The following is a 25,707-nucleotide window of genomic DNA, read 5'->3' on the forward strand; positions in this document are numbered from 1 at the left end:
CCGGGTCCCGGTCTCGGTGCGAAAGCCTAGGCATCGTTACCGCCTCATCCGGGGTCGTCCGTCATGAGGAGGCGTCATCAGGGGGTGGGGAGACCGAATTCGCGTTGCTCAGGAGGAGGCGCGGACCGCCGGGCCCTGAGGCGGGGACGGCCCAGGTCTGGTTCGTGCCGTCACTGAGTTGGAGGGCGTAGGCGATCGTGCGCTCGTCGAGCCAGACCGGCTGGTCGTCGACGCTCCGGATCTCGGCGAGCGGGGTGGGCCTGAGCGTGGCGAGGTCGAGCGTGGAGAGGCGCCAGCCCCGCTTCGGGTCGCCGCCGACGGCCGCCTTGTAGGCCAGGCGGGTGCCATCGGGTGACAGGGACGGGCATTCGACGTTGGACGCGAGCGTGCGGATCGTCCGGGCCGCGAAGTCGCCCTGCACGAGGTAGCGGTGCCCGCCGGTGGACAGCGTCGCGTAGAAGCGGTTGTCGTCGGCGGTGAAGGTGACGCCCCAGAAGTTCACGTCCATGTTCCGGTAGGGGACGCCGTCCTTGGTGATCGTGAAGTCCTCCAGGGTCTTGACGAGGCGGCCGGTCCGGGTGTCGAGGATGCCCGCCTGTGTGGAGAACCCCGTGGTCGCGTAGGAGTGGCCGTCGATGAAGAGCGTCCAGGCGACCATCCGTCCGCTGGCCGACACCCGCAGGCGGTTGGGAAACCCGGTGAGCGGGATCCGCCGCCGCTCCTGCAACCGGGCGTCCATGACGACCAGCGCCCCCGCGCTCAGCGCCCCGACCGGCCGTAGGCAGGCGACGGTTCCAGCGGCGGCATAGGCACGGTCGCACTCGACCGGCGTCACCCGGCGCGGCCCGGTCGGGAGCGTGTACGAGAGCCTGCCGTTCGTGAGGACCTGGAGCCGCCGCCCGGCGGCCCCGCCGTTGGCGGGGGCGGGCTGCGCACCATGGAAGATCGTGTAGAGGACGGCCACCGCGGCCAGGAACACGGCCGAGGCCGTCAGGGCGATGACGCGGGAGCGCAGGTTCATGGTCTCGCCTTTCCGGAGGGCCGGAGCAGGAGAGCGGTTCCGGCGAGGGCGATGAGGCTGATCACGGCGGCGGCGAGCAGGGCGGGCCGGATTCCCCACACCTGCCAGGCCACCCCGAACAGCACCGAGGAGACGAGGTAGGCGGCGGCCTGCCCGCTCTGGATCAGCGCGATGCCGGTCGTCCGCAGCCCGGCCGGCAGCAGCGGCCCGGCGAGGGCGATCAGCCCACCGTCGGTCGCGGCGTAGAACGCCCCGTGCAGGACGACCACGGTGCCGACCAGCCAGAGCCCTCCGGGTGCCTCGGCGAGCAGCAGGTAGGTGACGGTGAGGGTCAGGTAGCCGCCGAGAACCACGGGCATCCGCCCGATCCGGTCAGCGAGCACGCCCGCGGGCGTGGCGAGCAGCAGGTAGACGCCGCTGGTGGCGACCGCGAGCAGCGGGAACCAGCCGAGCGCGAGGTCCGCGCGCTTCTGGACCAGCAGGTAGGTGAAGCCGTCGCCGATCGTGGCCAGTCCGAGCAGGCAGGACGCGGGTACCAGCCGGCGCGCGCCGGGCCCGCTCATCAGTGCCCGCCACCGCAGCGCCTCGCGGGGCGGCTTCGGGCCGGGGGTGTCGCGGACGAAGAGCACGAGGACCATCACGCCGAGGAGGGCGACGCAGAAGCTCGTCATGATGACCGAGTCAAAGGAGCCGGGCGCCGCGGCGAGGACGGCGAGCGCGACGAGGGGGCCCACGAAGGCACCGGCGGCGTCCATCGTCCGGTGGACGCCGAAGGCCCGGCCCAGGTGTTCGGGTGGGGTGCACAACGTGATGAGGGCGTCCCGCGGGGCGGTACGCAGGCCCTTGCCCGCGCGGTCCGCGGTGATGGCGAGGCTGATCCCGACGCCGGAGCCTGCCGCCGCGAGTAGGCCGAGCTTGGCGGCGGCGGACATGCCGTACCCGAGGAACGCCACGGGCTTGCGCCGGTCGGTGAGGTCGGCCACATACCCGCCGATCAGCCGGAGGAGCACCGTGGCCCCGGTGTAGACGCCGTCGATCGCGCCGTAGGCGGCCGGGCTGAAGTGCAGGCCCACCACAAGGTAGAGCGGCAGGATCGCGGTGACCATCTCGGCGGAGACATCCGTGATCAGGCTGACGGCGCCCAGGGCGACCACGTTGGCCGCGACGGGGCCCGCGCGTCCGCCGGCCGCCGGGCGGGAAAGGGTGGAGAGATACACGCCGGCTCCTTGGGAGGGCCCGGCACGTCGCCGTGCCGGGCCCGGACGGTCAGTGGCAGTTGGTGGTGCCGCTGTCGGCGTAGGTCTTGCCGGCCTCGGGGACGAACTGCCAGTCGTAGCTTCCGGCGTGCAGCGTCAGCTTGAGGACGCCGTAGGTGTCGCTGTTGCGGGCCTGACTGTTGGGCTGGATGGTGCCGAAGGAGTAGTGGCTGGCTCCGCCCATCCCGGCGACGAACTCGCGGACGCCGCGCGCGGGGTCGGCGGCGCCGCTCGGGTTCATCGGCGCGAACCGCTCGTACTGGTGGTTGTGGCCGGTCACGATGACGTCGGCATTGTTGTCGTAGAGGGCCTGGACGAGCGGGCTCACCGCGGTGTTGGGTGCGTGGTTGGCGCCGGACGTCCACCTCGGGTGGTGCCAGTAGGCGATGGTGCAGGGCCTGGGATTGGCGGCAAGGTCGGCCCGCAGCCACTGCTCCTGCGCGCCGCCCGCGGCGCAGCCGCCGCTGATCGACCCGCAGTTGGAGTTCAGGGCGACGACATGCCAGTTGGAGCCGATGTTGTAGGAGTAGTAGCCCTTGGACGGGTCACCGGCGGCGGCGCCGAAGTAGCCGTAGTACCCCGTCGCGCCGGCGGTGTTGTAGTCGTGGTTGCCGGGCGACGGGCGGGTACGCGCCTTGTGCCGTCCCCACGTCGGGTTGTAGTAGGTGTTGAACTCGCTGGTCGTACCGCTGTCGTAGACGTTGTCGCCGGCGGTGAAGACCGTCCCGGAGATGTTGTCGAGCAGGGCCGCGGTCGCGCTGTCGCCCGAGCCGGAATTGCTGATGTCACCGGCGCCGACGAGCACAGGGTCGCCGCTCGGCGGGGGCGTGGTCCCGGTGGTGACGACGAGTTGCGGCGCGAGCGCCCCGCTCTCCCGGGAGTCGTAGTCCGCGCCGTCGCTGCTGGACGAGGTGACGCCGATGCTGTAGGTCCCGTTGCCGGCCACTAGCGAGGTCACGTCGATCTCGTACCAGGTGTTGCGCGACACCGATCCGAGCGAACCCAGCGTGGTGCCGTTGATGGCGGGCTGATTGTTGTAGGTGACCCCGGTCTCGGACCAGGCGGTGTCGGTCATGGCCTTGAAGGTGCCGCCGTTGTTGCTGACGGCGCCGGAGGAATCGTCGGTGTGCACGCGCAGTTTCACGCTGCTGACCGTCTCGGTGACGCCGCTGACGGTGAACTTCAGGAAGGTCCTCTTGATCGGCGAGTTGTCGACCCCGAGGGTTCCGGCCGTCCCGAAGTTGGTGCCGGCCGCGTCGCTGGCGACGTGGGTGTCGGCTACGGGGGTGAAGGTCTGGACGGCTGCCGAGGCGGCGCCGCCGGACAGCGTGAGCACTGCCAGGGCGGAGGCGCCGAGGACGCCCGTAAAGGCGACGGCGAGCACGCTTCTGGTGGGGGACATGTCCACTCCTCTGCGGGGGGGAGATTGGGCATTCCGGAGGTTATTTTCAGCACCGCACATCTCAACGATTTCTAAGCGAGCGGATGTCGTCCACCGGGTGAATGACCCTGTGCTTCAAAGGTCCGTAAGAAGCGGGAGTCACGTATTCGGTCCCACCGTTACCGCAGCATTGATCAAAATTGCAAGGCACGATGTTTCGCTCGAATTCCGACCGCCAGCACGGACCATGGAGCGGGAACGAATATGATCTGCGGAGCCGTGGATCAGAAACCGCAGCGCATCGATACGATTCCCCAGGTCCACGGGGCATGTTGCGCGGTGGCTGCGCCGCCCACGCCACGTTCGGGTGCGCAGTCACTCCGGCCAGCCGGGCTCTGCGGATGCCAGGGCCGGGATGTCGACGGCAGGGTCTTTGTATGACGCGCCGGGCCGGCCGCCTCCGGGCCGCGCGACGAAATAGGCCGCCGGTCTTCGAGCAGCTTCGATAGAAGAGGGACCGTCCTGTCGCGTTCAGGCTCCTGCGAATGTTCGGTAATGGTTTCCATATCCGCGTGGAACGGGTTGACAACGCCCTCGGAGACGGTCGTAGGTGAGGCACGGCATGAAAGGTCGATGATTGGCGGGGGTGCTGTCGGTTTCTCGTTCCCGCTGACCCGTGCGGCGGGTGCGTGGCGGTCAGCGTGCGGGATGCCGCGTGCGTGGTCAGGGCTCGGTGCGCAGCACGGCCAGCGCGGTGGCCCAGGCGATGAGCTGGTCAAGGGTTCTGGCGAGCGCGTCGGTCTGGTGGTCGGCGGGGGTGAATTCCGTGAAACCGGTGAAATCGGTGTGCATGTTCACGGCGGCCGGGGCGTGTGCTGGCCAGCACGACAGCGATCTGATCATGGGCAGGGTCCTTTCGGTGGGAACGCGCGATGGCAGCCGCTTCCCGAGGCCATTCGGTCACGGCGGCGGCAGCAACGTCAGGCCTGCTCGTGGCCGGAGAACATGTCGACCAGACGGGTGACGGGGTCGGGTCCGAACATCTGCTCCAGCGACGCGGCCGACTCGGTGGCCGAGATCTCGCTGCGCGGGAACAGCGCCTTCTCGTAGGCCGCGAGGGCGGCCTCGACGTCGCCGGGGTGGCCTGCGACGGCCAGCCCGAGCTCGGCACCGTCCAGCATCGCGAGATTGGCGCCCTCGCCGGCGAACGGCGACATCAGGTGCGCGGCATCGCCCAGTACCGTCACCCCGGGCACGCGGTCCCAGCGGTTGCCGACGGGCAACGCGTGAATGCGGCGTGGCACCAAGGCGCCGTCAGCGTCGGTGATCAGCGTCTGGAACACCGGATCCCACTCGGTGAAGTGGGCGAGCACGGCTCCTTTGGCTGTGGCGGTGTCGGTGAAGTCGACATCCTCCAGCCAGTCCTCGGCGACCCGCAGAGCGGTGTAGACGTGGAGGCTACCGTCGGTCTCGCGGTGGGCGAGGAACCCGCGCTCGCCGTCCAGGGCGATGAAGAAACCGCCGCCGATAAGCTCGGCGCTGCCGGGGTGACGGGTGTCTGCGTCCAGCAGGTCGAGTTCGACGAAACTGATGCCGGTATAGGACGGCGCAACGGCCGACACCAGCGGCCGGATCCGTGACCAGGCGCCATCGGCTCCGATCAACAGGTCGGTGGTGATGCTGCGGCCGTCAGCGAAGGTCACCTCGTGGCGGCCACCGTGCAGGGGGTGGGCTCCGGTGACCTTCCGGCCCCAGTGGATCGTCTCTCCGGGCAAGGAGTTCAGCAGCAGGTCGCGCAGGTCTCCACGGTCCACCTCGGGACGGCCGCCGGTGCCGTCGTCCTCCTCTCGCAGGGCGACCGTGCCGTCCTTGTTCAGCAGGCGCAAAGCCTGACCGCCGTCGTGGACGATCTTGCGGAAGTCCTCGTGGAGGCCGGCAGCGTGCAGTGCCTTCTGACCGTTCTCCTCGTGGATGTCGAGCATGCCGCCCTGCGTGCGGGCGCCCCGATCCGGTTCCAGGTCGAACACGGCCACCTGGACGCCGTGAACGTGCAGGACCCGGGCGGCGGTGAGGCCACCGAGGCCGCCGCCGATGATCGCGATGGGGTGGTGGGTGCTCATCAGGTCTCCAAGGTGGTGTCAGCTGCGCTCATCGCGGGCCGTCATCAGGGCCACTCCGACAGGGGAAGTTCCGGGCGTGGCTGGTGGCGGACATACAGGACCCAAAGACGCCCCGGACGGAACGCCCGGCTGGTGGAGGGTCCTATGAACAGCCGTGCGAGTCACTGCCGATCACCTCCGGAGCAGAGCATGAAACGAGAGCAATGGTACTGTCGCTTGAAAATCATAACAGCTCTACTTATAGCGTCGTTTCGCCTCACGGTAGAGTGGGACCATGACCGAGGCCACGATGGGCCGCCGCGAGCGCAAGAAGGCCCGTACCAGGCAGGCGATCGCCGATGCGGCGCTACAGCTGTTCCTGGAACGCGGGTTCGACGAGGTCACGGTCAAGGACGTCGCGGAAGCCGCCGACGTGTCGATGAGCGGGCTGTTCAAGCACTTCCCGACCAAGGAGTCCCTGGTCTTCGACCAGGAGGACGACGTGCGGGCAGGCATCGTCTCCGCCGTCCAAGACCGCCCGGAGGGCGCCCCCGTCCTCCAGGTCTTGCGGGACTGGCTGCTGCGCTACACCTGCCAGAAGGCCGATGACCCGCGCGCCGCCGCGTTCGTCGACCTGATCGCCGGCGCCCCGGCGCTCAGCGACCACGCCCGCCGCATGTGGCTGCGATACGAACAAGAACTGGCCGAGGCGATCCACCAGGCGGAACCGGACGGTCCCGGCGCCAGCATCGCCGCGCGGGCCGTGGCCCGGTTCGTCCTCGACAGCGCGCAGCCCAGGCAGCCCCATGACCCCGGCGCCGACCTCGACGCCGCCTTCACCCTCCTCGCCAACGGGTGGCCCGCCCCAGAAATGCGCGCCGCGCAACACGATCGGCCACAGAACCTGGTCTCCGGCGCATCGCTGTCACCACCAACTCGACCGCCGGGGCTGCGGGAACGCAAGAAGGCCCAGACCCGCCAAGCCATCACCCGGGCCGCGCTGGATCTGTTCATCGCACGCGGGTACGACGACGTTGGGGTCCGCGAGATCGCCGACGCGGCCGACACCTCGATCGCGACCCTGTTCACCTACTTCCCCGACGGCAAGGCAAGCCTGGTCTTCCCCGGCAACCGGACGGATCACATCGCCGCCCTGGTCCACGCCGTCCACCACCGCACCGCCGGGCAGACCATCCTGCGCGCCGTGCACGACCACATGGCCGAACGCGGCCCCTTCGCCGCCGACCTCAATCCGGACGAGCTACGGGCCCTGGACCTGGCCCGCGCCACCCCCGAACTGAGCGACTACGCCCTGCGCTCCTGGAGCGCAGCCCGAGACGCCCTCACCACCGCCATCACCCGAGAGGCCGCGCTCCCCCACGACGACCTCAGCGCCCGGCTCCTTGCCCGCTACCTCCTGCAGATCCCCGACCTCGCCAACTCCATCACCGGCGACGCCCGCCGCACCCTGGACGTCATCACCGACCTACTCGAACGCGGATGGCCCGCTGGCCTCACCAGCACGCCACGCTTGGAAGGCACCACCGAACACTGAGGGCAACGCAGCCGCTGTTTCAGGACAAGCCTGGATGACCTGAATCGACGGCAGCCTCCGGCAAAGATCCACTTTGGTCAGAATCGGGCGCTGTTGACCTGGTCGGAAGGCATCCCGGCCCGAGACTTGGCGGGCGGTCAGATGGCGATGGCGCCGCCGACGAAGGTCCGTTCCGGCGGGGAGGCCACGAGTTCCACCATGGTGCCGGCGCGAAGCTCCTCCCCGAGCACGCGGATGATCGCCTCAGTGAGGGCGGTTCCGAGCCCCGCGGTGATCTGCTCCGCGTCGGGGCGGTCGAACACGCCGGCGCGGACGCCCAGAATCACCGAGGCGCTGGTGTCGACGCTCTTGCCGCCTCGTGCGAAGCGGCCCGCGGGCACCCCGTCCAGGCACACGCTCACCAGTTCACGGGCCCATTCGCCGTAGACTCCGACGATCGCCTCGGTCAACGCGGTGACAAGCTCGGGTTCCTTGCCCGACAGCCTTTTCTCTGGAAGACGGACGGTCAGATGCGGCACAGTAGGCCTCGTTTCCTTTGACAACAAAGGCTTTAATCACAAAGGTATCTGTGAGAGGGCTCCGATGTCCACGCAATCGGACGGTCCGGCCGTCGACGAGGCCGTCCGCACCCTGCTGCTGCTCATGCCACGTCTCGTCGGCCGCGCCAAGCGTCTTCCCATCCCCTCGGCGCTCCAGAGCCTGGATCTGGCGCCACGCCATCTCGCCCTGCTGGCTCATCTGGAATACGACGGTCCTGCCAGCATCAACGAGCTCGCCGCCCGGTTGGAGGTCGCACCCACGACCGTGAGTCTCATGGTCAGCGAGCTGTCGCGGCCGGGCGTCCTGGAACGCACCGCCGATCCCACTGACCGCCGCCGCCGCATCATCGCCATCGCGCCCGCCTTCACCGCACCGATCGGGGAATGGCTGTCCGGCTCCGCCTGCGCCTGGAAGCGCGTCATGCGCGACCTCACCCCCACCGAGCGGGCGACGGTCATCACCGCCCTGCGCGCCTACGAGACCGCCTTGGATCAGGACCTCGACCGGTTTGGGGAGTCAACACCGCTGAAGCGGGCCAGGCCGAGACCGACGTAGTCCAGCCCTGCCGAGCGCCGCGGCTGGGCCGAGACGGCAGACCACGATTCTGCCGGCGACCGTCCGGCTCCTGGAGACGGCATCGGTCGACATGTCCTGAACGTACCGGACCTGCCGATCGCATCGAGCCTGCCGGCGCGCGTCGAGCGAGCGGGCAGGGTTGAGTCACAGTGGACGCTGCCGGAGCTCCGGTCAATGGCAGGGCGTGTTAGCTGCCCTTGAGAAGTTCTGCTTGCGGCAACTCCTCAGAACGCAGGCGACCCGTCTGTGTATCGAGAAGGTGCCATCGAGTCGTCGCACCATCCGGACCGTTGAGTGTCCCCCGCGCGAGCGCAGCGTCAATGCAACGCCGCACCTCGTCCTCCGCCTCTTGCTCCGCGGCGAACAGGACACGCAGACGAGTCGTGCTGCCCTGTAGGTCGGCGACCGTATGGTGCGGAGCGGTCGGACAGGGCGGCTCGTGCTCCCAGCTCCCACAGAGAGCCACGGTGATCGCGGCCCCTGGAGCCCGCAGATCACCGCCTGCTTCCACGAGGATCGTCGCCTCATGGGCGAAAGCTTCGCGCACCCTCCCACAATGACACAGCATGCGCCGAGAGGTGCGGTGTCGAGGTCGCCCAACAATCGATGGCGGTCTCAGTGGCCGCTACAACGACGGTGCGCACAGGGCAGCGCAAACTGGGTTCGGCGAGTGGTAGCACGGCTCCCTGCGGGGCCAACCGAGGGCTGTCCATAGAACACCAATTCAACAGAAGAGCATGAACTCCGTCCGGCAGGCACTGACTCCAGCGACCAGTGGCCGATACCGGCTACTCACCCAGAAATGAAAGCTACCGCAGTCATGATGTGGCAGCGTGCGAAGTGTCCGCACTTGTCATAGATCTATACGAGAATAATCGCTAGGAGTCTGCGATGACAGCCGATTCGACACGCGCTGTCGGGGCGCCCTCGCTCGGCATCGTCCGTCCCCCCGGTTTCTGGACTTCGCCTTTTGGTTGGACGTTCGTGCTCGTTGCCTGCGTCGCTGCGTTAGGTACGGTGATGCTCGTCCGAGCCCCGGGGGTCGTGACGATCCGCGGGATCATGGCGTCCAAGCAGGACTTCTTCAACGATGAGGGGGTTCAGCGCCTGCTGCTGAAGCACGGTATCCGCGTCGATGTCACCGCCCGCGGCTCGGGCGAGGCCGTCTACGAGGTGCTCAGCCACAGGACGCAGCAGGCCCAGCCTTACGATTTCGCCTTTCCGTCTGGGCAGCCGGCGGCGGATCGGATCAAGAGCGAGCGCAGCCAACGGGGCCTGTACGTCCGGACGACACGCCTGTTCACCAGCCCGGTCGTGCTCGCGAGCTACCGCGAGTACGCCGAGACCTTGGTCAGAAACGGCGCTGCGTCCCGACATTCGGGCGGGCCGGGCGGAGCGCTCTACTACACGCTCGACACGGCCAAATTCATCGAGTTGGGCAAGAGCGGCAAGACCTGGAACGACATCGGCATCGGCGACAACAGCAGCCCCCGGGTCACGAACGGCAACCGGGTACTCGCCCACAACCCCGGAGTGTGCCGGTCCAATTCCGGCACCACCTATCTCGGACTTGTCGCCTTCGTGGAGAACAACGAACGGCCGGCACAGAATGAGGCTGAGATCGACCGGCTTGCCAGAGATGTTCAACCGTTCATCACCGCGATCGGCATGCCGGAGTCGGACCTGTGGCAGTTCTACATCACTCCGGAGGGCAAGAGCCAGGGGCCGATCGTCGTGGTGTACGAGCACCAGTTCCTCGCCTATCAGCAGGCCAATCGGCGCCAGACTGGTCGTCTGGACAGCGAGCGGGTACTGCTCTATCCCAAACAGGAGTTCCAGACCGATCCGGAGTACATATCACTCAAACCCGGTGCCGCCGACCGGCTCGGCCAGCTGCTCCTCAAAGACCGGGACCTGCGCCGGCGCATGATGGAGCTCGGCTTCCGAATGATCGACCAATCTGACGCCACCGGGACCAGGCAGCTCTTCAACCAGCTCGCTCAGCGTGGCGTGCCGGCACCCGACCCCCGCACCGATTACACCGCTGCGGAACTGCCGGAGCTGAACCTCCTGCAACGCTTGGTCCATGCCGTCGGCAGGTGCCCCTCATGAGGGCGCGGCGGTCCCGGCGCCCTCTCGCCCTTCTCATGGCCTGCGCGTTGCTCGTCCTGGACACCGGTTGCACCTCGGACGTCACGACGCTCCGGGTGCTGGCAAGCTCAGAGCTGACCAACATGCGCCCGCTCCTGGACGAGCTGCGCCGTGACACCGGGATCGAGGTCGAACTCGACTACCGGGGCACGGTCGACGCGTCCGCCATGCTCGCCAAGGGCGACGACCACGATCTTGCCTGGCTGTCCGACGACCGGTATCTGCAGCTCAAGTTGCAGGAGTCGGGCCGGCCGCTGCGCCCCCTGTCCAGGGAGATCATGATGTCGCCGGTGGTCTTCGGTGTCCGGCGGCAGACAGCGGATCGGCTCCGCCGCGACGCCCCGGATCCGAACCTGTCCTGGGCGGACATCGCCGACGGCGCGGCGAAAGGGCTGGTGCACTTCGGCATGGCCGACCCCTGGCACGCCAGCAGCGGGCTCGCCGCCCTCGTCGGCGTCGCGACGGCGGCGGCCAGGACGGGCGGTGCACTGCGCCCACAGGACGTCACCTGTGATCGGCTGCGCGGCCTGTTCTCCGGCCAGACGCTCACCGCGCCGTCCTCGGACAAGCTCATCGAGGCGTTCGTCGCGAACCAGGGAAGAGCCGACGCGTTGATCGGGTACGAATCGACACTGCTCTCGCTCAACGCGAGTGGGCGGCTGCGCGAACCGCTTGAGATCGTCTATCCCGAGGACGGCATCGTGATGTCGGAGTATCCGCTGCTGCTGCTCGATCCCGCACGGCGCGCCGCCTACGACAAGGTCGTGGCCTGGCTGACACGTCCCGACACCCAGCGCAAGATCATGCAGCGGACGCTGCGGCGCCCCGTCCTGCCCACCGTGCCCCGGGCTCCTCAGCTGCGCAACGAGATAGGCAACGCACTGTACTTCCCGGACCAGTCCCAGGTCATCGACCGGCTGCTGGCCAACTACACCTCGAACGCACACCAGCCTGGCCAGGTGATCTTCGTTCTGGACTACTCCGGCTCCATGAAGGGTGCGCGGATCAAGGCGCTTCGCGCGACGTTCGAGGGCCTCGGCGGCGGAGACGACTCTTCCCTCGGCAGGTTCGTGCGGTTCTACCAGGGTGAACGATTCACTCTCATGCGCTTCGGGGAGAGTGTCCACGCCGAACGCAACATCACCATCAGCGGCAAGAACGACGCCGAGGCAATACGCAGCTTCCTCGCTGCCGACCGGTTCCACCAGGACACCGCCGTGTGGTCAGCGCTCGACCACGCATACCAGCGCGCCGCCGAACTCCGGCGCGCCGACCCGAAACGCCAGGTGACCATCGTTCTCATGACCGACGGCCAGAACAACTCCGGTATGCCCCTGGCGGATTTCCTCCGCCGCTACAACGCCCTACCAGTGGAGAGCAAATCCGTGCACACCTACACCATCCGCTTCGGCGAGGCCGACCCGGCTGAGCTGAACGCCGCCGCCAAGGCCACCGGCGGACGCATGATCGACGCGAACGCGTCCTCGCTCGACCTGGCCTTCGAACAAACCCGCGGCTGTCGCTGACCCGGAGGCACACATGCTGCTGTGGAGCTTGATCACCGCCAGTGCCCTCGCCGCAATGCTGGCGATCCCCTTGGTCTACGCGTTCAAGGTGCATCGCCACCCGTCGGTGCTGGCGCGGAAGCAGAAACCGGGGATCTGCATCTACCTCGACGAGGACAATGCCATGGACCTCTATCTACAGGGCGACTACCCGTACCTGCACAGCACGGTCGTGAAGACCTCGCGCCGCAACATCGTGTTGGGGTTACTGCTCCGCTTCCTTCCCTTCCTCGCAAACGTGCAACACACAGCCGCAGAAGAGCAGGTCATCAAGTATTTCGAGGAGGTGGGCCCGATCACGGTCATCGGCCGGATCGTCCGCGCGCTGAATGACGCGGACGACATCGTTCATGTCGACCTCCTCAACCACACGATCTGCCCGAATGCGGACCTGGAACGGACGCTGGGGCCGAGCCGCGGCAAGCAGCCCCGATCGGCCCGCCTGCGCGACCTCGAATCAGACACCTTCGTCTCGGTGATGGGACGCTTCAAGGTCACGGACAAATCCGAGAAGGCGACCACCTTCTCCGCCCCGTACGGCGGTTCCTCCGCGGACTCCCCCACGGTCAGCGTCACTTGCATCACCAAGCACCTGCGCCGCGACGACACCCCCGACCTCGCCTTCCGCGCCCGCTGCCTGGGAAAAATCAACTGGGACCCCACCACCGGCCACCTAAAGATCTACCCCGTCCTCGCAATCTTCCAGTAGCCCAGGCCGTAACCGAACTCGCTGGTGTGGTCGTAGCCCGGCTGCCGGGGCTGCTCCACATCGGTCGCATCTCTGGCCCGACGTACCGCATGCCGCTCGACGCACATGCGGTCGACGGCGGCTACCTCGTCGTTCTGGTGTACGGATCGGGCTCGGATGGGTGCAGAACGTCCTGGCGGCGGACGGTGCACGGCTTCGGGTCGATGGGCGGGCGGTGGACCTGGCCGTCCCGCGCCTGGTCGAGAAGGACGAGGCATTCCGGGGTCCGAGAAGTACCCTTGGGCGATGTTCTCGCCTCAAGGCCCTTCACTGCGCGAACTGGTGGTCCAGGCCTTGTCATCGGTCGAGCGAGGCTACGACCTGCTCGCTCCGAAGTTCGACCACACGCCCTTCCGCACTCCCGACAACGTTCTCGGCGCAACCGCCGATGCCCTGCGTCCGTTCGGGCCCTTTGGGGAGGGACTGGACGTGTGCTGCGGCACCGGCGCAGGCGTGCGGGCCCTGAGACCCTTGTGCCAAGGGCGGCTCACGGGCGTCGACTTCAGCACCGGCATGCTCGCGCAGGCTCGCCAAGCCCACCCGGACGTCGAATGGGTGCGGGCCGAGGTTCGGGCCCTGCCCTTCGTCGAAACCTTCGACCTCGCGGTGAGCTTTGGAGCGCTGGGGCATTTCCTGCCCACCGAACGGCCCCTGCTCTTCTCCAAGGTGTACCGCGCGCTGCGGCCCGGCGGGATGTTCGCCTTCCCGATCGCAGCGCCCTTGCCTCTCACGTCTGTCTCGTACTGGACCCTGCTCGGATTCGACATCGTGATGCGAGTGCGCAATGCGGTGTGGCGTCCGCCCTTCATCATGTATTACCGCACCTGTCCGTTGCAGGCAGTACGCCGCGACTTGACCGAAGCTGGATTCACGGTGACCACAGCTCCCTTGGCGGCCCTGGGACGGCGCGAGGACGGCAGCCCGCGCTATCGCCTCGTGCTCGCGCGGAGACCGTAGTTTCTCGGGTGGCGGACGGCTCACCACGTGACCGTGGCAGGCAATCCGAATCGGCGCGGAAGGTCGCTGTCAAGGACATGTGTGATGGCGTGGATTCGGCGTGAAGGCTTGGGCTGGACCGATGAATTTCCTCGGCGAGGCAGGTCTCCTCCACCATGACCGCCACACATGAACCCACAGACGGGAAGCCGGGCCACGATCTGCCGGCCCCCGCCCCCCAGGGAATCCTGACCGACCGTAGTTCTGAGGCCCGCAAGACGCCCGCCGTCGTCCGATTGCTGGTGCTCGCGACGTTCGTGGTCATCCTCAATGAGACGATCATGATCAACGCGATCCCGCGGCTGATGACGGATCTGGACGTCACCGAGCAGGCCGCACAGTGGCTATCGACGGCGTTCATGCTGACCATGGCCGCGGTGATCCCGGTCACCGGCTGGTTCCTCCAGCGCGTCACCACCCGCCGTGCCTACGCCACCGCGATGGTCGTCTTTCTCACCGGCACGCTGCTGGCCACGGTCGCACCGGTCTTCGAGGTGCTGCTGGTCGCGCGGGTCATCCAGGCATCCGGTACGGCGGTGATGATGCCGCTGCTGATGACGACGCTGATGACCGTCGTGCCTGAGCACGACCGTGGACGCGTGATGGGCAACGTGACCATGGCGATCTCGGTTGCGCCGGCCATGGGACCCGCGGTCTCGGGTCTGATCCTGCAACTTGGTTCGTGGCGCCTGCTCTTCGCGGCGGTACTGCCGATCGCGGCCCTGATCACCTGGCGGGGTCTGGCGCAGCTGGAGAACATCGGGGAATCGCGGGTCAGCACCATCGACTGGTTCAGTGTCGGTGCCGCGGCCGCCGGCTTCGGCTCCCTGGTGTACGGGCTGAGCCGGTTCGGCCAGGGCGGGGCGGCGGTTCCCGTGGTGATCGTCGTGATCGGGCTGGCCATGATCGGGGTCTTCGTGCTCCGCCAGCTTCGGTTGCAGCGCCACGGCACTCCCCTCCTGGACCTGCGCATCCTCCGGCACACCACGTACGCCCTCTCCCTGCTGCTGATGTCGCTCGGGTTCATCGCGATGCTGGGCTCGATGATGCTGCTGCCCATCTACCTGCAGAACCTGCGCGGACTCAGCCCGTTGCAGACCGGACTGCTGGTGATGCCCGGCGGCCTGGCGATGGGGCTGCTCGGTCCGACGGTGGGACGCCTGTTCGACCGCTTCGGCGGCCGGATGCTGATCATTCCCGGGTCGATGGGCATCCTGCTCGCCCTGGCCGGCTACACCCAGATCTCGATGACGATGCCGTACTGGCAGGTGCTCGGCCTGCACACGCTGCTCATGGTCTCGCTGGCCACGACCTTCACCCCGGTGTTCACCCTCGGCCTCGGGGCCCTGCCGTCCCAGCTGTACGCCCACGGCAGCTCGATGCTGGGCACCCTTCAGCAGGTCGCCGCGGCCCTCGGCACGGCCCTGGTGGTGACCGTGATGGCCGGCCGCGCCGAAGCCCGGATCGCCGACGGCGTCACCGAGACGCTCGCCCAGCTCGACGGGATGCGGCTGGCGTTCGTCGTCAGCACCGTGTTGATCGTCGCGATGGTCGCGATCGCCTTCTTCCTGCCGAGGGCGAAGCCCGCCGGCACGCCCGAGGAACCCGGCACTTCTTCGGACGACACCGGGGAAACGACCGGTCTGAACCTCGAACCGGTTCGCTGACCGGTGCGCCTCGCCCAGTGCCGGCTCGGAGAGCTCCAGCAGAGTGCGTGTGCGGGTCGGCAGCGCTTGACCGGGCCCGGGCCTGGTCAAGCGCTGCGTACGACTCTCACGCGTGTCGGGGCCGTCACTGGTAAAGGGCACTCCAGAAGGCGTAGTTGTGCTCGTTCGCGAAGTCCACCTGACGGATACCGGCCTTGCCGGGTGCCAGCACCTGGGTGACGTTCCCGCCTGCACGCCAGGTCGGCGAACCCGGGCCGTTGGGGTCGCCGGTACGAGCGAACCGCGTCCAGTAGTCCGTCATCTGACCGGCCAGGCGCCGCTGACTGACGCTCAGCAGGCTTGCGTCGAAGTAGTCGGTGGCGAACTGGTACTGCAACTCGGCGGCGTGGAACGCGCCGGTCGGGAAGCCGGGCGTCGCCACGCCCGCCACCCACGGTGCTCCGCTGTCGGCGAACTCGTAGGCGTACGCGGGGACTCGCCCCTGGAGGGAACGGGAGACGTCCGTCACCGAACGGGCGAAGGTGGCATCGGTCACGAGCGCGGACCACGCCTCGCTCGGGGAAGCGTAGTTCCGAACCGGGTACCGGGACAGCACCTTGGACGCCTTCTCCGCGCCGACGTAGGTCCGCACACGGGTGGCGTACTCCGCCTCGTCCTTCATCGGCGGAACGCCCATGAGCTGCTGCGCGGCCTCGAACGTGCGGTACTCGTCGCGGGTCATGCCGTACATGACCGGAACCCTGGAGAACCTCCCTCGCGCCAGGGCCTCCTTGGGCGAGTACGGCAGCACTCCCCCGCCTCCGTACACCGGCGCGAACCCGTACTCCGACTCCTTCAGCAGCTTCGACGTCGGCAGCGCGCGCAGGCATGCCGCGGCGGTGGCAGGGTCCGGACAGCCGAGCTTGGCGGCCACCGTCTGGCCCTGGCGCTCGGCGATGTCCCTCGGCCGCGGCAGCCAGCTTCCGGTCGGGTCGGGCGTGCCGTCGAAGTCGGGCCAGTTCGCGACCGTGCACGGACCGCTCTGGACGATCGCACGCTGGAACAGGCCCCTGGCGCCCGGCGCGGCGAGCTGCGAGCACGTGCTCACCCCACCCGCCGACTCACCGAACACCGTGACGTTGCCGGCATCGCCGCCGAACGCCGCCGCGTTGCGCCCCACCCAGCGCAGCGCCGCCTGCTGGTCCTCCAGGCCGAAGTTCCCGGAACGGTTCCTGGCCGGGCCGCCGTCCAGGGACGGGTGGTCGAGGAATCCGAAGAGCCCGAGCCGGTAGTTCACCGTCACGACGACCACGTCCCCACGGACGGCCATCTCCTTCGGCCGGTACATGGCACCGGCGCCGTTCCGGAATCCGCTGCCGTGGATCCAGACCATTACCGGCAAGCGCTTTCCGTTCGCGGGCCTCCGCGGCGTGGTCACGTTGAGGAAGAGGCAGTCCTCGCTGTCGCTCGCCTTCTCACCGAAGAATCCCGCGTTCTGAGCGCACGCGCTGCCCGGTTCCGTCGCGTCTCGCGGTGCCGTCCAGGGCTTCACCGGCTGCGGTGACCCCCACCGGACGGGCGGCGCCGCATACGGGACACCGAGGAACTCCCGATGGTCCGCGCCGACCGTGCCCCGCACCGGACCACTGTCGGTGACCACCAGCGCGCTCATCCCGGCTACCGCCGAGCCGGGCGCCGCGGTGACCCCCGCGACCCCGATCACCACGACACCTCCGATGGCCGCGAGCGAGATTCCTCGCGCGCGCCGCTTCCGACCTGCGTTCATGACGTCTCCCGTTCGGTCGAGTGGTTCCCCCTACGGTGGCGGGGCCACCGTGCAGGCACACGGGTCCTTCCACTAGAACGGCGGTAGACCTAGCCCCACCGGTCCCTCACCGGCGCCGCGCGTCGAGTTCGCTCTGCCAGAGCAGGTCGGTCAGGCGCTCGACCCCCGCGGCCAGATGGCGGCGATAGGTCGTCATCGGCAGGCCGAGCAGTTCCGCCGCGAGTTGCTGGGTACCGGCGGGCCGCAGGTAGGTGTGATGCAGCGCCCGAAAGGCGCGCCGGTCGCGAGGGGACGCCTCCAGGAGGCCGGCACCTCCGTGGATGGCGTCACGAAGTGCGTCGGCTCTGTCCGTCCCGTCCCCGGCCGGGTCCGCCAGGCTCGTCCGCAGGAGGGCAGAGCGGCGCAGCCCGTCCGCCCTGCCGAGGTCGCGGAGCGCGGCTCGCACGGCTTCGGCGAACTGCGGCCTGTCCAGGGGAGGTACGCCCGCCGGCGGCGGTCTGGCCTCCCGGTCGGCCATCAGCGACAGCCAGGCGAGCGGTGGGACGCTGCGCCAGTCGTGGCCGTACACGCCGTAGCAGTGGCCGCCGATCTCGACGTCGGCGGACGGGATCCGGTGGTAGTCCAGGTGGCCGCATCCGTCCGCCCAGAAATCCGGGTCGCGGAAGGTGAGGTAGGTCCCGGCGAGGAAGGGCGTGGACAGGGACGACCGGGAGAACTGCAACGTGATGAAGGTCTGGACGCGGGAGATGTCCTGGTAGGCGTCCCGGTCCATCCAGAAGCGGACGAGACGGGCGGTCTCCGGCTCGCTCAGTTCGCCGTTCCGGTCCAGATGCGCGATGACCGCGGCCGCCAGGGGGTCGGTCCGCCGGTCGCGGTCGTCCATCTCCTCGATCGAGAGCTGGAGCGAGAAGCCGACCGGCTCGCCCTGCTCGTCGCGGACGACCAGGAAACCCTGCGGCTGGCGTGTGACCCAGTGATCGAACAGGTCGGCCGCCGCGGCTCCCTCGTGCTTCACCACCCATGACCGCAGCAGCGGACGGTCGCTCTCCGCCGCCGTTGTCGCCTGCAGGGTGTCGGCGTCGGTCCCGCCCGGTCCCATCTTTCCCAGGAAGGGTTTCAGGACGGATCTGTCGCGGTGCAGGTACGCGAAGTCCAGCAGCAGATTCTGCTGTGTCGCCGGGTCGGCCCGCTGGAACTGCGCACGGTAGTAGCCGGCGGCCCTGCGCTGGGTGGTGGCGTAGCCGTCGGGGTTCCGCCAGCGCGTTTCGGCGGCCAGGACCTCCCGGACGAGGTCGTGCGGGTACAACCCGCGCGCACCGTGCTCGATGATCGACAAGCCGCGGAGCCACTCGAACAGCGCTGCCGCCGCGGGCCGGTCGAGCATGGCGGCCAGCAGCGGCTCGGTGAGCCCGAGGACCTGGGCGCAGGCTTCGAGCGCGGCCCGGTGGTCGGGGGACGGGACGGTGTCCACCAGGCTTCTCAGCAGTGCCGCGATGACGTCGGGGGTGGTCGGGGCGACGGTGGAACGGCGCTGGACGCGGGCGTCGGCCACCAGCGCCAAGGCCAGCGGATGCCCCCGGGTGAAGGCGAGCGCGGCGTCGCTGTCGGCGTCGGGGAAGCCGCGCACGGCCAGCATCCGGCGGCCATCGGCCGGGGCGAGGTTGTCCAGCGGCAGGGTGACCAGCAACTCCCGCCAGCCCGGGTCCGCGCGCCAGCCGAGCGACGGCCGTTCCCGTCCGGACAGGACGGCCAGCGCGTCGGCCGGCAGCCGGGGGATCAGTTCCTCGCGCAGCCAGCGGTCCAGCGGCGCGAGCGCCTCCAGGGTGTCGACGAGGAGCAAGAGGTCCGGGACCTCCCCGGTCGCGGCGAGCGGGTCCTCGCCGGGCCCGCGGCCGAGGTGGGCGCCGAGCGCGGCGACCACCGCGGGGGCCACCGGGGCGAGTTCCCGGCCGTCCAGCCAGATGCAGCGGCGGCCCTGCCGTTGTCCCAGCCATTCGAACTGGTGCAGCAGGGCCGTCTTGCCGACGCCGCCCGGCCCGTGGACGAACACCACGCGCGGGGCGTCCTGGTCGGCGAGGAGCCCTTGGAACCGTGCGAGTTCGTCGCGCCGGCCGACGAAACCGCGGCGGCGGGCGGTGGCGAGACGGTCGGCGAGACGCCGGGCCATGCGCGGTGCCCCCTCACCCACGACAAAGCCTGGCGGTTCCACCAGGACATCGCCCATCCTTCCGACATTTCGCCTTACCGGGTGGGGAGGTCAGCCTCACCGCCGTGCGGGCCCGCCGCCACCGCGACGGGCCCGCACCGCACGCTCAGGTCGTGCTGATGGTGACGTAGTTCAGGTACACGTTCGACGTGCCGTTGTTCTTCGCGCACGCGGTGTAGTCGCCCGCGCCCTGCCAGTTGTACCAGCCCGCCTGGGTCTGGGCTCCCCAGGCCGTCACCGGGCCGGGCGAACCGGTTCCGGTCACCACACTGCCGCCCTGGCCGATGACCTTGAACTTCAGGCCCGGCTGATTGGCGCTGCCCGAAGCGGTCACCGAGTTGTCGGCATGCGCTGCCACGCATGCCTCGCCGCCCGGGCGCAGCACGATGTTCGACAGCGAGCCGCCACTGGCGAACGCCACGCCCGGCAGGGCCAGCAAGCCCAACGTGGTCGCGCCAGAAAGTGCCAGCCCGGCGGCAACGCGGCGGCCCCGGCGCTTCCGCCGGCCCTGGTTCTCGGTCATGGTCATCGTTCCAGTCCCTTCCGCGGTCCGTCCGGGTCCTCCTGGCGGACCGCCGGTCGACGGCCGTCCGCCCCGTTGACGTCCGGCCTGTCGTGCGATGTCAGGAAGGTACGGGCGGGCGTCGCCCACGTTGCAGACCGTTCTCCCACCGCTTTCCGTCCGATCGGCGTCCACCAGGGCCGCGGCTGCCGCGCTCACCGATTCGGCGGCGCGTTCTCCTCACCGTGGGCGCCGTAGCGGAGCCCGTCGACGAGCAGGTCGATCATGCGCCGCGTGTGGCCGTCGTCGTCATCCTGGACGGGCAGGGTCAGGTTTCCCACGGCGCGCAGCAGGTCTTCTGGATCAGCGTCGGCGCGGATCTCGCCGCTCTTCGCCGCCGTGGCGAGGAGTGCGCCGAGGACGGGCACGAAGCGCTGCTGGAAGTAGGCGGGCAGGCTGTCGAACGCCGGGTCTCCCGAGTGCAGCGCGGCACTGAGACCGCGTTTGGTGGCGATGAATCCCGCGAAGCGCCGCAACCACTGGACGAGCGCGTCGACCGGCTCATACCGATCTGCCAGGGAACCGGCCGCGTCGGCACAAGAGTCGACCTCGTGGCGGAACACCGCGGCGATGAGATCCGAGCGCTGCGGGAAGTGCCGGTAGAGGGTGCCGGCCCCCACGCCCGCCTTGGCGGTGATCTGCCTGACGGGGGCGTCCACGCCGGAAGCGGTGAACACCTCGGCGGCCGCGATGAGAAGGGCGTCGATGCTGCGCTGCGCGTCGGCGCGCACCCGTCGATGGGGCCGCCCCTCATCCGTCGGGTGATCGTTCACGGTCCGCTCCCGGTTGCTAAATGGAACAACGTTCCGTATCGTCGTAGGTGGAACATTGTTCCGCTTACCTGAGCGTAGCGCGCTGGAGCGAGCACGGCCAACGCATAAGGAGAATCATGAAGTACCGCACACTGGGTCGGACCGGCATCAAGGTCAGCCCCTACTGCCTGGGCGCGATGATGTTCGGCGCCGTGGGCAACCCCGACCATGACGATTGCGTCCGCATGATCCACAAGGCGCTCGACGCGGGCGTCAATGTCGTCGACACCGCGGACTTCTACTCGCGTGGCGAGTCCGAGGAGATCGTCGGCAAGGCCCTCAAGGGCCGCCGGGACGATGTCGTGCTCGCCACCAAGGCGCACCTGCCGATGGGAGACGATCCCAACCAGCAGGGCAATTCGCGGCGTTGGCTGGTCCGCGCCCTCGACGACTCGCTGCGCCGGCTGCAGACCGATCACGTCGACCTGTTCCAGATTCACCGGCCCGCACCGGACACCGACGTGGAGGAAACCCTCTCGGCCCTCAGTGACCTGGTACGGGCGGGCAAGGTCCGGTCTATTGGCACCTCCACCTTCCCGGCCTCGGACATCGTCGAGGCGCAGTGGGTCGCCGAGCGACGGGGCCTGGAGCGCTTCCGCTCCGAGCAGCCGCCCTACTCGATCCTGGACCGTGGGATCGAACGCGAGGTGCTGCCCGTCTGCGAGCGTTACGGCATGGGCACGCTGGTCTGGAGCCCCCTCGCCCAGGGTCTGCTGACCGGCCGCTACCGCAAGGGACAGCAGACCGACAGCCACCGGGCGGGCTTCGGCTTCAGACACCTGAGCGACGAGCGCCGCCTCGACGCCGTCGAACAGCTGATCTCCCTCGCGCAGGAGGCCGGGATGTCGCTGACGCATCTGGCCATGGCCTTCGCGATCACCCACCCCGGCGTCACCTGCGCGATCGTCGGCCCGCGCACGATGGAGCATCTCGACGACCTCCTGGCAGGCGCCAAGACCACGCTGACCGACGACCTCCTCGACCGGATCGACGCCATCGTGGCTCCCGGCACAGGCGTCGGGACGCTGGACGCCGCCTACAACCCACCCGCCATCACGCACCCCCGCCTCCGCCGGCGCCTGCCCGACGAGCGCTCCGCCACCTGATCTCCGGGGTACGAACACACGAAGATCAAGTACAGTGATCTTGTATTGAGGGACGGAACTCCCCGCAGGAGCGATCCTTCAGCAGGATCTCCCCGTCCGGTTCTGCGCCCACTCCTCGACCTCCTGTCATCGCGCAGAAGGGAAACCAAGTGAGGCGTTGGAGAACAGCCCTGATCAGCGTGGCCGCAGTCGCGGCACTGCTCGTCCCCGTGCACACGGCCGCGGCCACGCCGGGCGGGACCGTCAAGCCACCGATTCGCGACTCCTCAGAACCTGTTGTCGATCTCGGCCGCAGCACGACGAAGGCTCCCGCACGCGGGGCCGGATCCGCCGACCACACGATCACACTGCGCGGCATCGACATCGACGGTGCGGCACTCGCCCCCCTGGCCAGCCTCATCGATCTGGCGACCGGTGCGGAGATCCAGCTGACCGAGACCGGGGACACACTCACCGGCAGTGTGCCGCCCGGGGACTACAGCCTGACCGGCATCGTCCTCACGGGTGCTCGTGATGCCCCTCGGGACCTGGCCCTTTACGGGAACCCCACGCTGTCGGTACGCGGCGACGTCGATCTGACCTTGGACGCCCGGACGGCGACGGAACTCAGGGCGGTCAGCCCCTCCACGACCGCCACCGAGTTCAACAGTCACGCCCAACTCACCCAGACGATCGCCGGCCAGGAGATCACTACGACCATCAGCGGCAGGCCCGAGATCGACCTGCGCGCGTGGCCGTCGGCCAGCACCACCCGGCCGTACCACTTCCTGTACGTGGAAAGTCAGTCCGAACCGTTGACCACCCGGCCGTCGCCGCGCGTCTACAATTTGGCGTTCCCGACGTCCGGCCGCATTCCCGCAGAACTGGCTTTCACCGCCACCCCGGAAAGCCTGGCCCTGGTCAACACAACCTATGCCTCTCAGGGGGTGCCCTCCACCGGACTCGGTCCCCATGTCGTCATCGTCGACTTCGACGGCATCGGAGGTGAGTCTTTGGGACTGACTCATGCCGCCGGTGCGCCCAGTACTCAACGGGTCTACTACACCGCGAACGGTGTGAAATGGAGAGGCAACTACTTCTACACCGTGGGCTCCATCCAGGTAGCCGAACGGCAATCCGGATTGCGAGCGTACGCCGCAGGCAACACCTATTCCGAGACCTGGAACAAGGCCGCGTTCGGGCCCACGGTCAAGGTCGGACATGGTCAGGGGCTGCTCATCGCCCGTCCGCTGCTGAGTGACACCGGCCAGCTGGGCCGCGAGAACTTCGGCGGCAACTACACCACCGGCACCACGGGCTCGCTCATCCTCTACCGCAACGGGCAGAAGGTCGGAGACAGCACCAACCCGCTCGCCGGCGACTGGACGGTGCCCGCGGCGGCCGCCACGTTCCAACTCGACATGGCCGTGAAGCGCACGGTCACCTGGTCCAACTACGTCACGGCCGTCAACGCTCGTTGGACCTTCCCGTCCGCGGAACGGCCCGGTGACCCGTTCGACGACCAGCGCCGGCTGCTCCAGGCACGGATCACCGGCGGCTACGACACCAGTGGACGCGCGCCATCGGGCACGACGTTCCCGCTGGAGGTGAACGTCGAGCGCGCCGTGGACGGTACCGCGGTGACCTCGGTATCCCTGGAGGCATCCTTCAACGACGGCGTTACCTGGACCAGCGCGCCGCTGACTCCGAACGGCACCGACCGCTGGACCGCCAGGGTCGCTCACCCCACCACCCACAACGGCTACGTGGCGCTGCGCTTCAAGGCCGCCGACGGCTCCGGAAACGCGGTGGAGCAGACCGTGACCCGCGCCTACGGCCTACGCTGACACCGGCCGCCGACGGTCCCGGGCGCTCTCCACGGGCATCCGAGACCGTCGGCATGCCGGCGGCCATTCTGACCGCTCGCCCCTGTCGGCCCTTGAATCAGCGTGGCCGCCGGACCTCGCGCCGGCGCACGGCGGCCGCGCCCCCGAACCCGTCGAGCAATTCGGCCAGCAGCCCGTGGGCCTGCTCCAGCCGTTCCCGCCCGTAACGCTCGGCAAGCTCGTCTTGAAGCGTGGTACGCGCGTGGCGCGCCGCGGTCTCGGCGTCCGTGCCGCGGCGGGTGAGCCGGACGCGGCGGGTCCGGGCGTCACCGGCACCGGCGATCCGCCCGGCATAGCCGAGGCTTTCCAGCTCCTTCAGCGCCTTGGACGCGCCCTGTTGTGTCACACCCATCCGGACGGCCAGCTCCCCGACGGTCGGCTCGGCGTCCACCAGGTGCTGGAACACGTAGCCATGGGAGAACCGCAGGTCACCGAACCCGTCAGCCGACATGAGGTCCTGGATCCGCGCCGCCGCCGCGAAGCCGACGAACAGTGCGAGGGTGCCGGTGTACCGGCCGGCCACGTCCTGCGCGCCCACATCGCGACCTTCCTGACCTTCCACGACGGCCTGATCACCTCGCAGCGTGACTACGACTGCTACGCCCCCCTCCCCCGCTGAATCGCCAGGACGTCCATGTCGGTTCGAGACGGCTCGGTTCGGGACTGCGACGCACGGGCGTCCGGCCGGCCTGTTCCGTCACACAGGCCGGCCTCGGCGTGCGGTCAGTCCGCCGCGACGATCGCCGCCACCGGTCCGCCGCCCGATGGGCCCTGGTGCACCGCGGCGACCGACACGAACACCGCGGGATCGCCGGTGACCGCGGCGGTGACACCGCCGACGGTGGCCTTGATCTGCCGGTGCCAGTGCACATCGGAGTCGTCGAGCATGACGGTGCGCCGCCCGCGTACCCGCCCGGTGGGGTCCGCCTCGCACTTGAGGAAGACGTTCACCAGGCGCCCGTCCAGGTCGTCGGAATGCGGCCGCTCGGGCAGGTCCAGGCCCGCCGAGCGGATCGCCGCCCAGACCCCGTCGGCGTCCAGCGCGTCCTTCATGACGCTGTGACCGATGCGGTAGCGCCCGCCGACGCCACGCGCGTTGCCGACCACGACGATCTGCGCCCGATCGAGCTCGACACCGGACGAGCAGGAGGCGACCGAGGAGTACAGGGACAGGTCCCGGTGGATCTGCTCGGCGCTCGGCATGGAGATCTCGTCGAGTGCGACCGCGATGCCGAGCGCGGTGGTGGAGTTGGAGACGTCCATGGACTTGAGGGTGTCCTCTGTCCACACGTCGAAGCCGCGCGCCTTGGCGTCGTTGACGGTCTCCAGCACCAGCAGCGGCGTCTTGGTCTGCACGTAGTGCACATCCGCCGGGTCGGTGATGCCCGCCGCCTTCATCGCCGCGCGCACCCCGTCGGCGACCTTCTCCACCATCGCGGGACGGCCGATGTCCTCGGGACGGATGGGCTCGCTCATCGCGACGCCCACGACGACCCGCGGCTCGTCGGTGGGCTCGTACCTGCCCACCGGGGCGTACGCGAACACCGTCGCGTGCGGGGAGATGACACCGTCGGTGCCGCCGGACCAGACCAGCGGCACCTCCTGCACGGACGCCTCCGAGCGGTTCCCCTTGGCCGCGAGCACCTCCCGGAAGGCGCGGTCGGCGAGGATGCGGGTGTAGTCGTTGACACCGCCGTTGCCCTCCGTCTTGCCGATGACGGCCAGGACGTCGTCGGCGGCGAACACCCCGTCGTCGATGAGCTTGGCCAGCCCCGACGCGTCGGTCACACTCTCGATGGCCACCTTGTGGACCTCGATCGGCCTCGGCATCTGTTC

21 protein-coding genes are annotated in these 25,707 nt (G+C 68.9%); 9 read left to right on the forward strand and 12 right to left on the reverse strand.

Annotated elements, in window-relative coordinates; all coding sequences use genetic code 11:
• Positions 1-61: 61 nt before the first annotated feature.
• The 5 genes from AMA02S_RS25425 to AMA02S_RS25445 all read right to left on the reverse strand — a co-directional run bounded on the left by AMA02S_RS25425 (position 62) and on the right by AMA02S_RS25445 (position 5,778).
• Entirely contained in the window at positions 62-1,021 is a 960-nt protein-coding gene (locus AMA02S_RS25425; RefSeq protein WP_157430834.1) for a TolB-like translocation protein, read from the reverse strand.
• Positions 1,018-2,238: an MFS transporter gene (locus AMA02S_RS25430; RefSeq protein WP_067462135.1), complete on the reverse strand. Its 1,221-nt coding sequence runs from the start codon at positions 2,236-2,238 to the stop codon at positions 1,018-1,020. The genes AMA02S_RS25425 and AMA02S_RS25430 overlap by 4 nt, the downstream gene beginning before the upstream one ends.
• A gap of 49 nt (positions 2,239-2,287) precedes the next feature.
• On the reverse strand, positions 2,288-3,679 hold the full coding sequence (locus AMA02S_RS25435; RefSeq protein WP_067462138.1) for a CBM96 family carbohydrate-binding protein: 1,392 nt from the start codon (positions 3,677-3,679) through the stop codon (positions 2,288-2,290).
• A gap of 702 nt (positions 3,680-4,381) precedes the next feature.
• Positions 4,382-4,561 carry a hypothetical protein gene (locus AMA02S_RS25440; RefSeq protein WP_067462141.1) on the reverse strand — a complete coding sequence of 60 codons (180 nt, stop codon included), beginning with the start codon at positions 4,559-4,561 and terminating at the stop codon, positions 4,382-4,384.
• 77 nt (positions 4,562-4,638) lie between these two features.
• Entirely contained in the window at positions 4,639-5,778 is a 1,140-nt protein-coding gene (locus AMA02S_RS25445; RefSeq protein WP_067462144.1) for an FAD-dependent oxidoreductase, read from the reverse strand.
• 274 nt (positions 5,779-6,052) lie between these two features.
• Here AMA02S_RS25445 and AMA02S_RS44755 point away from each other — a divergent pair, with 274 nt between their 5' ends.
• Positions 6,053-7,312: a TetR/AcrR family transcriptional regulator gene (locus tag AMA02S_RS44755; protein WP_084265584.1), complete on the forward strand. Its 1,260-nt coding sequence runs from the start codon at positions 6,053-6,055 to the stop codon at positions 7,310-7,312.
• 137 nt (positions 7,313-7,449) lie between these two features.
• Here the strand turns inward: AMA02S_RS44755 and AMA02S_RS25455 are convergent, their stop codons facing one another.
• Positions 7,450-7,830, reverse strand: a complete 381-nt coding sequence (locus AMA02S_RS25455; protein WP_067462147.1) for a tautomerase family protein — start codon at positions 7,828-7,830, stop codon at positions 7,450-7,452.
• A gap of 64 nt (positions 7,831-7,894) precedes the next feature.
• Here AMA02S_RS25455 and AMA02S_RS25460 point away from each other — a divergent pair, with 64 nt between their 5' ends.
• The 6 genes from AMA02S_RS25460 (at position 7,895) to AMA02S_RS25485 (ending at position 15,555) form a co-directional block, all read left to right on the forward strand.
• Positions 7,895-8,407 (forward strand): MarR family winged helix-turn-helix transcriptional regulator, encoded by a 513-nt coding sequence (locus AMA02S_RS25460; protein WP_067462150.1) that lies wholly within the window; start codon positions 7,895-7,897, stop codon positions 8,405-8,407.
• Positions 8,408-9,319: 912 nt separating this feature from the next.
• Positions 9,320-10,540 (forward strand): hypothetical protein, encoded by a 1,221-nt coding sequence (locus AMA02S_RS25465; protein ID WP_218005117.1) that lies wholly within the window; start codon positions 9,320-9,322, stop codon positions 10,538-10,540.
• Positions 10,537-12,105 carry a VWA domain-containing protein gene (locus AMA02S_RS25470; RefSeq protein ID WP_067462154.1) on the forward strand — a complete coding sequence of 523 codons (1,569 nt, stop codon included), beginning with the start codon at positions 10,537-10,539 and terminating at the stop codon, positions 12,103-12,105. The genes AMA02S_RS25465 and AMA02S_RS25470 overlap by 4 nt, the downstream gene beginning before the upstream one ends.
• 13 nt (positions 12,106-12,118) lie before the next feature.
• Positions 12,119-12,853 (forward strand): RNA-binding protein, encoded by a 735-nt coding sequence (locus AMA02S_RS25475; protein ID WP_067462157.1) that lies wholly within the window; start codon positions 12,119-12,121, stop codon positions 12,851-12,853.
• 285 nt (positions 12,854-13,138) lie between these two features.
• Positions 13,139-13,849, forward strand: a complete 711-nt coding sequence (locus tag AMA02S_RS25480) for a class I SAM-dependent methyltransferase (protein WP_067462161.1) — start codon at positions 13,139-13,141, stop codon at positions 13,847-13,849.
• 155 nt (positions 13,850-14,004) lie between these two features.
• A complete protein-coding gene (locus AMA02S_RS25485) occupies positions 14,005-15,555 on the forward strand; it encodes an MDR family MFS transporter (protein WP_084265586.1) in 1,551 nt (516 codons plus the stop codon).
• A 124-nt stretch (positions 15,556-15,679) separates the two neighbouring features.
• On the opposite strand, the gene AMA02S_RS25490 is transcribed toward AMA02S_RS25485, so the two are convergent.
• The 4 genes from AMA02S_RS25490 to AMA02S_RS25505 form a co-directional block, all read right to left on the reverse strand.
• Complete coding sequence (locus AMA02S_RS25490; protein WP_084265587.1) at positions 15,680-17,320, reverse strand: carboxylesterase/lipase family protein; 1,641 nt, start codon at positions 17,318-17,320, stop codon at positions 15,680-15,682.
• Positions 17,321-17,426: 106 nt separating this feature from the next.
• Positions 17,427-19,487 (reverse strand): ATP-binding protein, encoded by a 2,061-nt coding sequence (locus tag AMA02S_RS25495; RefSeq protein WP_067462164.1) that lies wholly within the window; start codon positions 19,485-19,487, stop codon positions 17,427-17,429.
• Positions 19,488-19,632: 145 nt separating this feature from the next.
• Positions 19,633-20,055 carry a hypothetical protein gene (locus AMA02S_RS25500; protein WP_067462167.1) on the reverse strand — a complete coding sequence of 141 codons (423 nt, stop codon included), beginning with the start codon at positions 20,053-20,055 and terminating at the stop codon, positions 19,633-19,635.
• A gap of 188 nt (positions 20,056-20,243) precedes the next feature.
• Positions 20,244-20,861 carry a TetR/AcrR family transcriptional regulator gene (locus tag AMA02S_RS25505; RefSeq protein WP_067462170.1) on the reverse strand — a complete coding sequence of 206 codons (618 nt, stop codon included), beginning with the start codon at positions 20,859-20,861 and terminating at the stop codon, positions 20,244-20,246.
• 116 nt (positions 20,862-20,977) lie between these two features.
• Between AMA02S_RS25505 and AMA02S_RS25510 the strand changes: the two genes are divergently transcribed.
• Together AMA02S_RS25510 and AMA02S_RS25515 are read left to right on the forward strand one after the other, a co-directional pair.
• Positions 20,978-22,006: an aldo/keto reductase gene (locus AMA02S_RS25510; RefSeq protein WP_067462173.1), complete on the forward strand. Its 1,029-nt coding sequence runs from the start codon at positions 20,978-20,980 to the stop codon at positions 22,004-22,006.
• Between the two features lie 179 nt (positions 22,007-22,185).
• Complete coding sequence (locus tag AMA02S_RS25515; protein WP_067462176.1) at positions 22,186-23,832, forward strand: hypothetical protein; 1,647 nt, start codon at positions 22,186-22,188, stop codon at positions 23,830-23,832.
• A gap of 97 nt (positions 23,833-23,929) precedes the next feature.
• Here the strand turns inward: AMA02S_RS25515 and AMA02S_RS25520 are convergent, their stop codons facing one another.
• Together AMA02S_RS25520 and bar are read right to left on the reverse strand one after the other, a co-directional pair.
• Positions 23,930-24,433, reverse strand: coding sequence for a MarR family transcriptional regulator (locus AMA02S_RS25520; protein WP_157430836.1), 504 nt, complete (start codon positions 24,431-24,433; stop codon positions 23,930-23,932).
• Positions 24,434-24,594: 161 nt separating this feature from the next.
• Positions 24,595-25,701 (reverse strand): barbiturase, encoded by a 1,107-nt coding sequence (bar, locus tag AMA02S_RS25525; RefSeq protein WP_067462462.1) that lies wholly within the window; start codon positions 25,699-25,701, stop codon positions 24,595-24,597.
• Between the last annotated feature and the right edge of the window lie 6 nt (positions 25,702-25,707).

Origin of the sequence: Actinomadura macra NBRC 14102 (genome assembly GCF_001552215.1) — a bacterium.
GTDB classification, from domain to species: domain Bacteria; phylum Actinomycetota; class Actinomycetes; order Streptosporangiales; family Streptosporangiaceae; genus Spirillospora; species Spirillospora macra.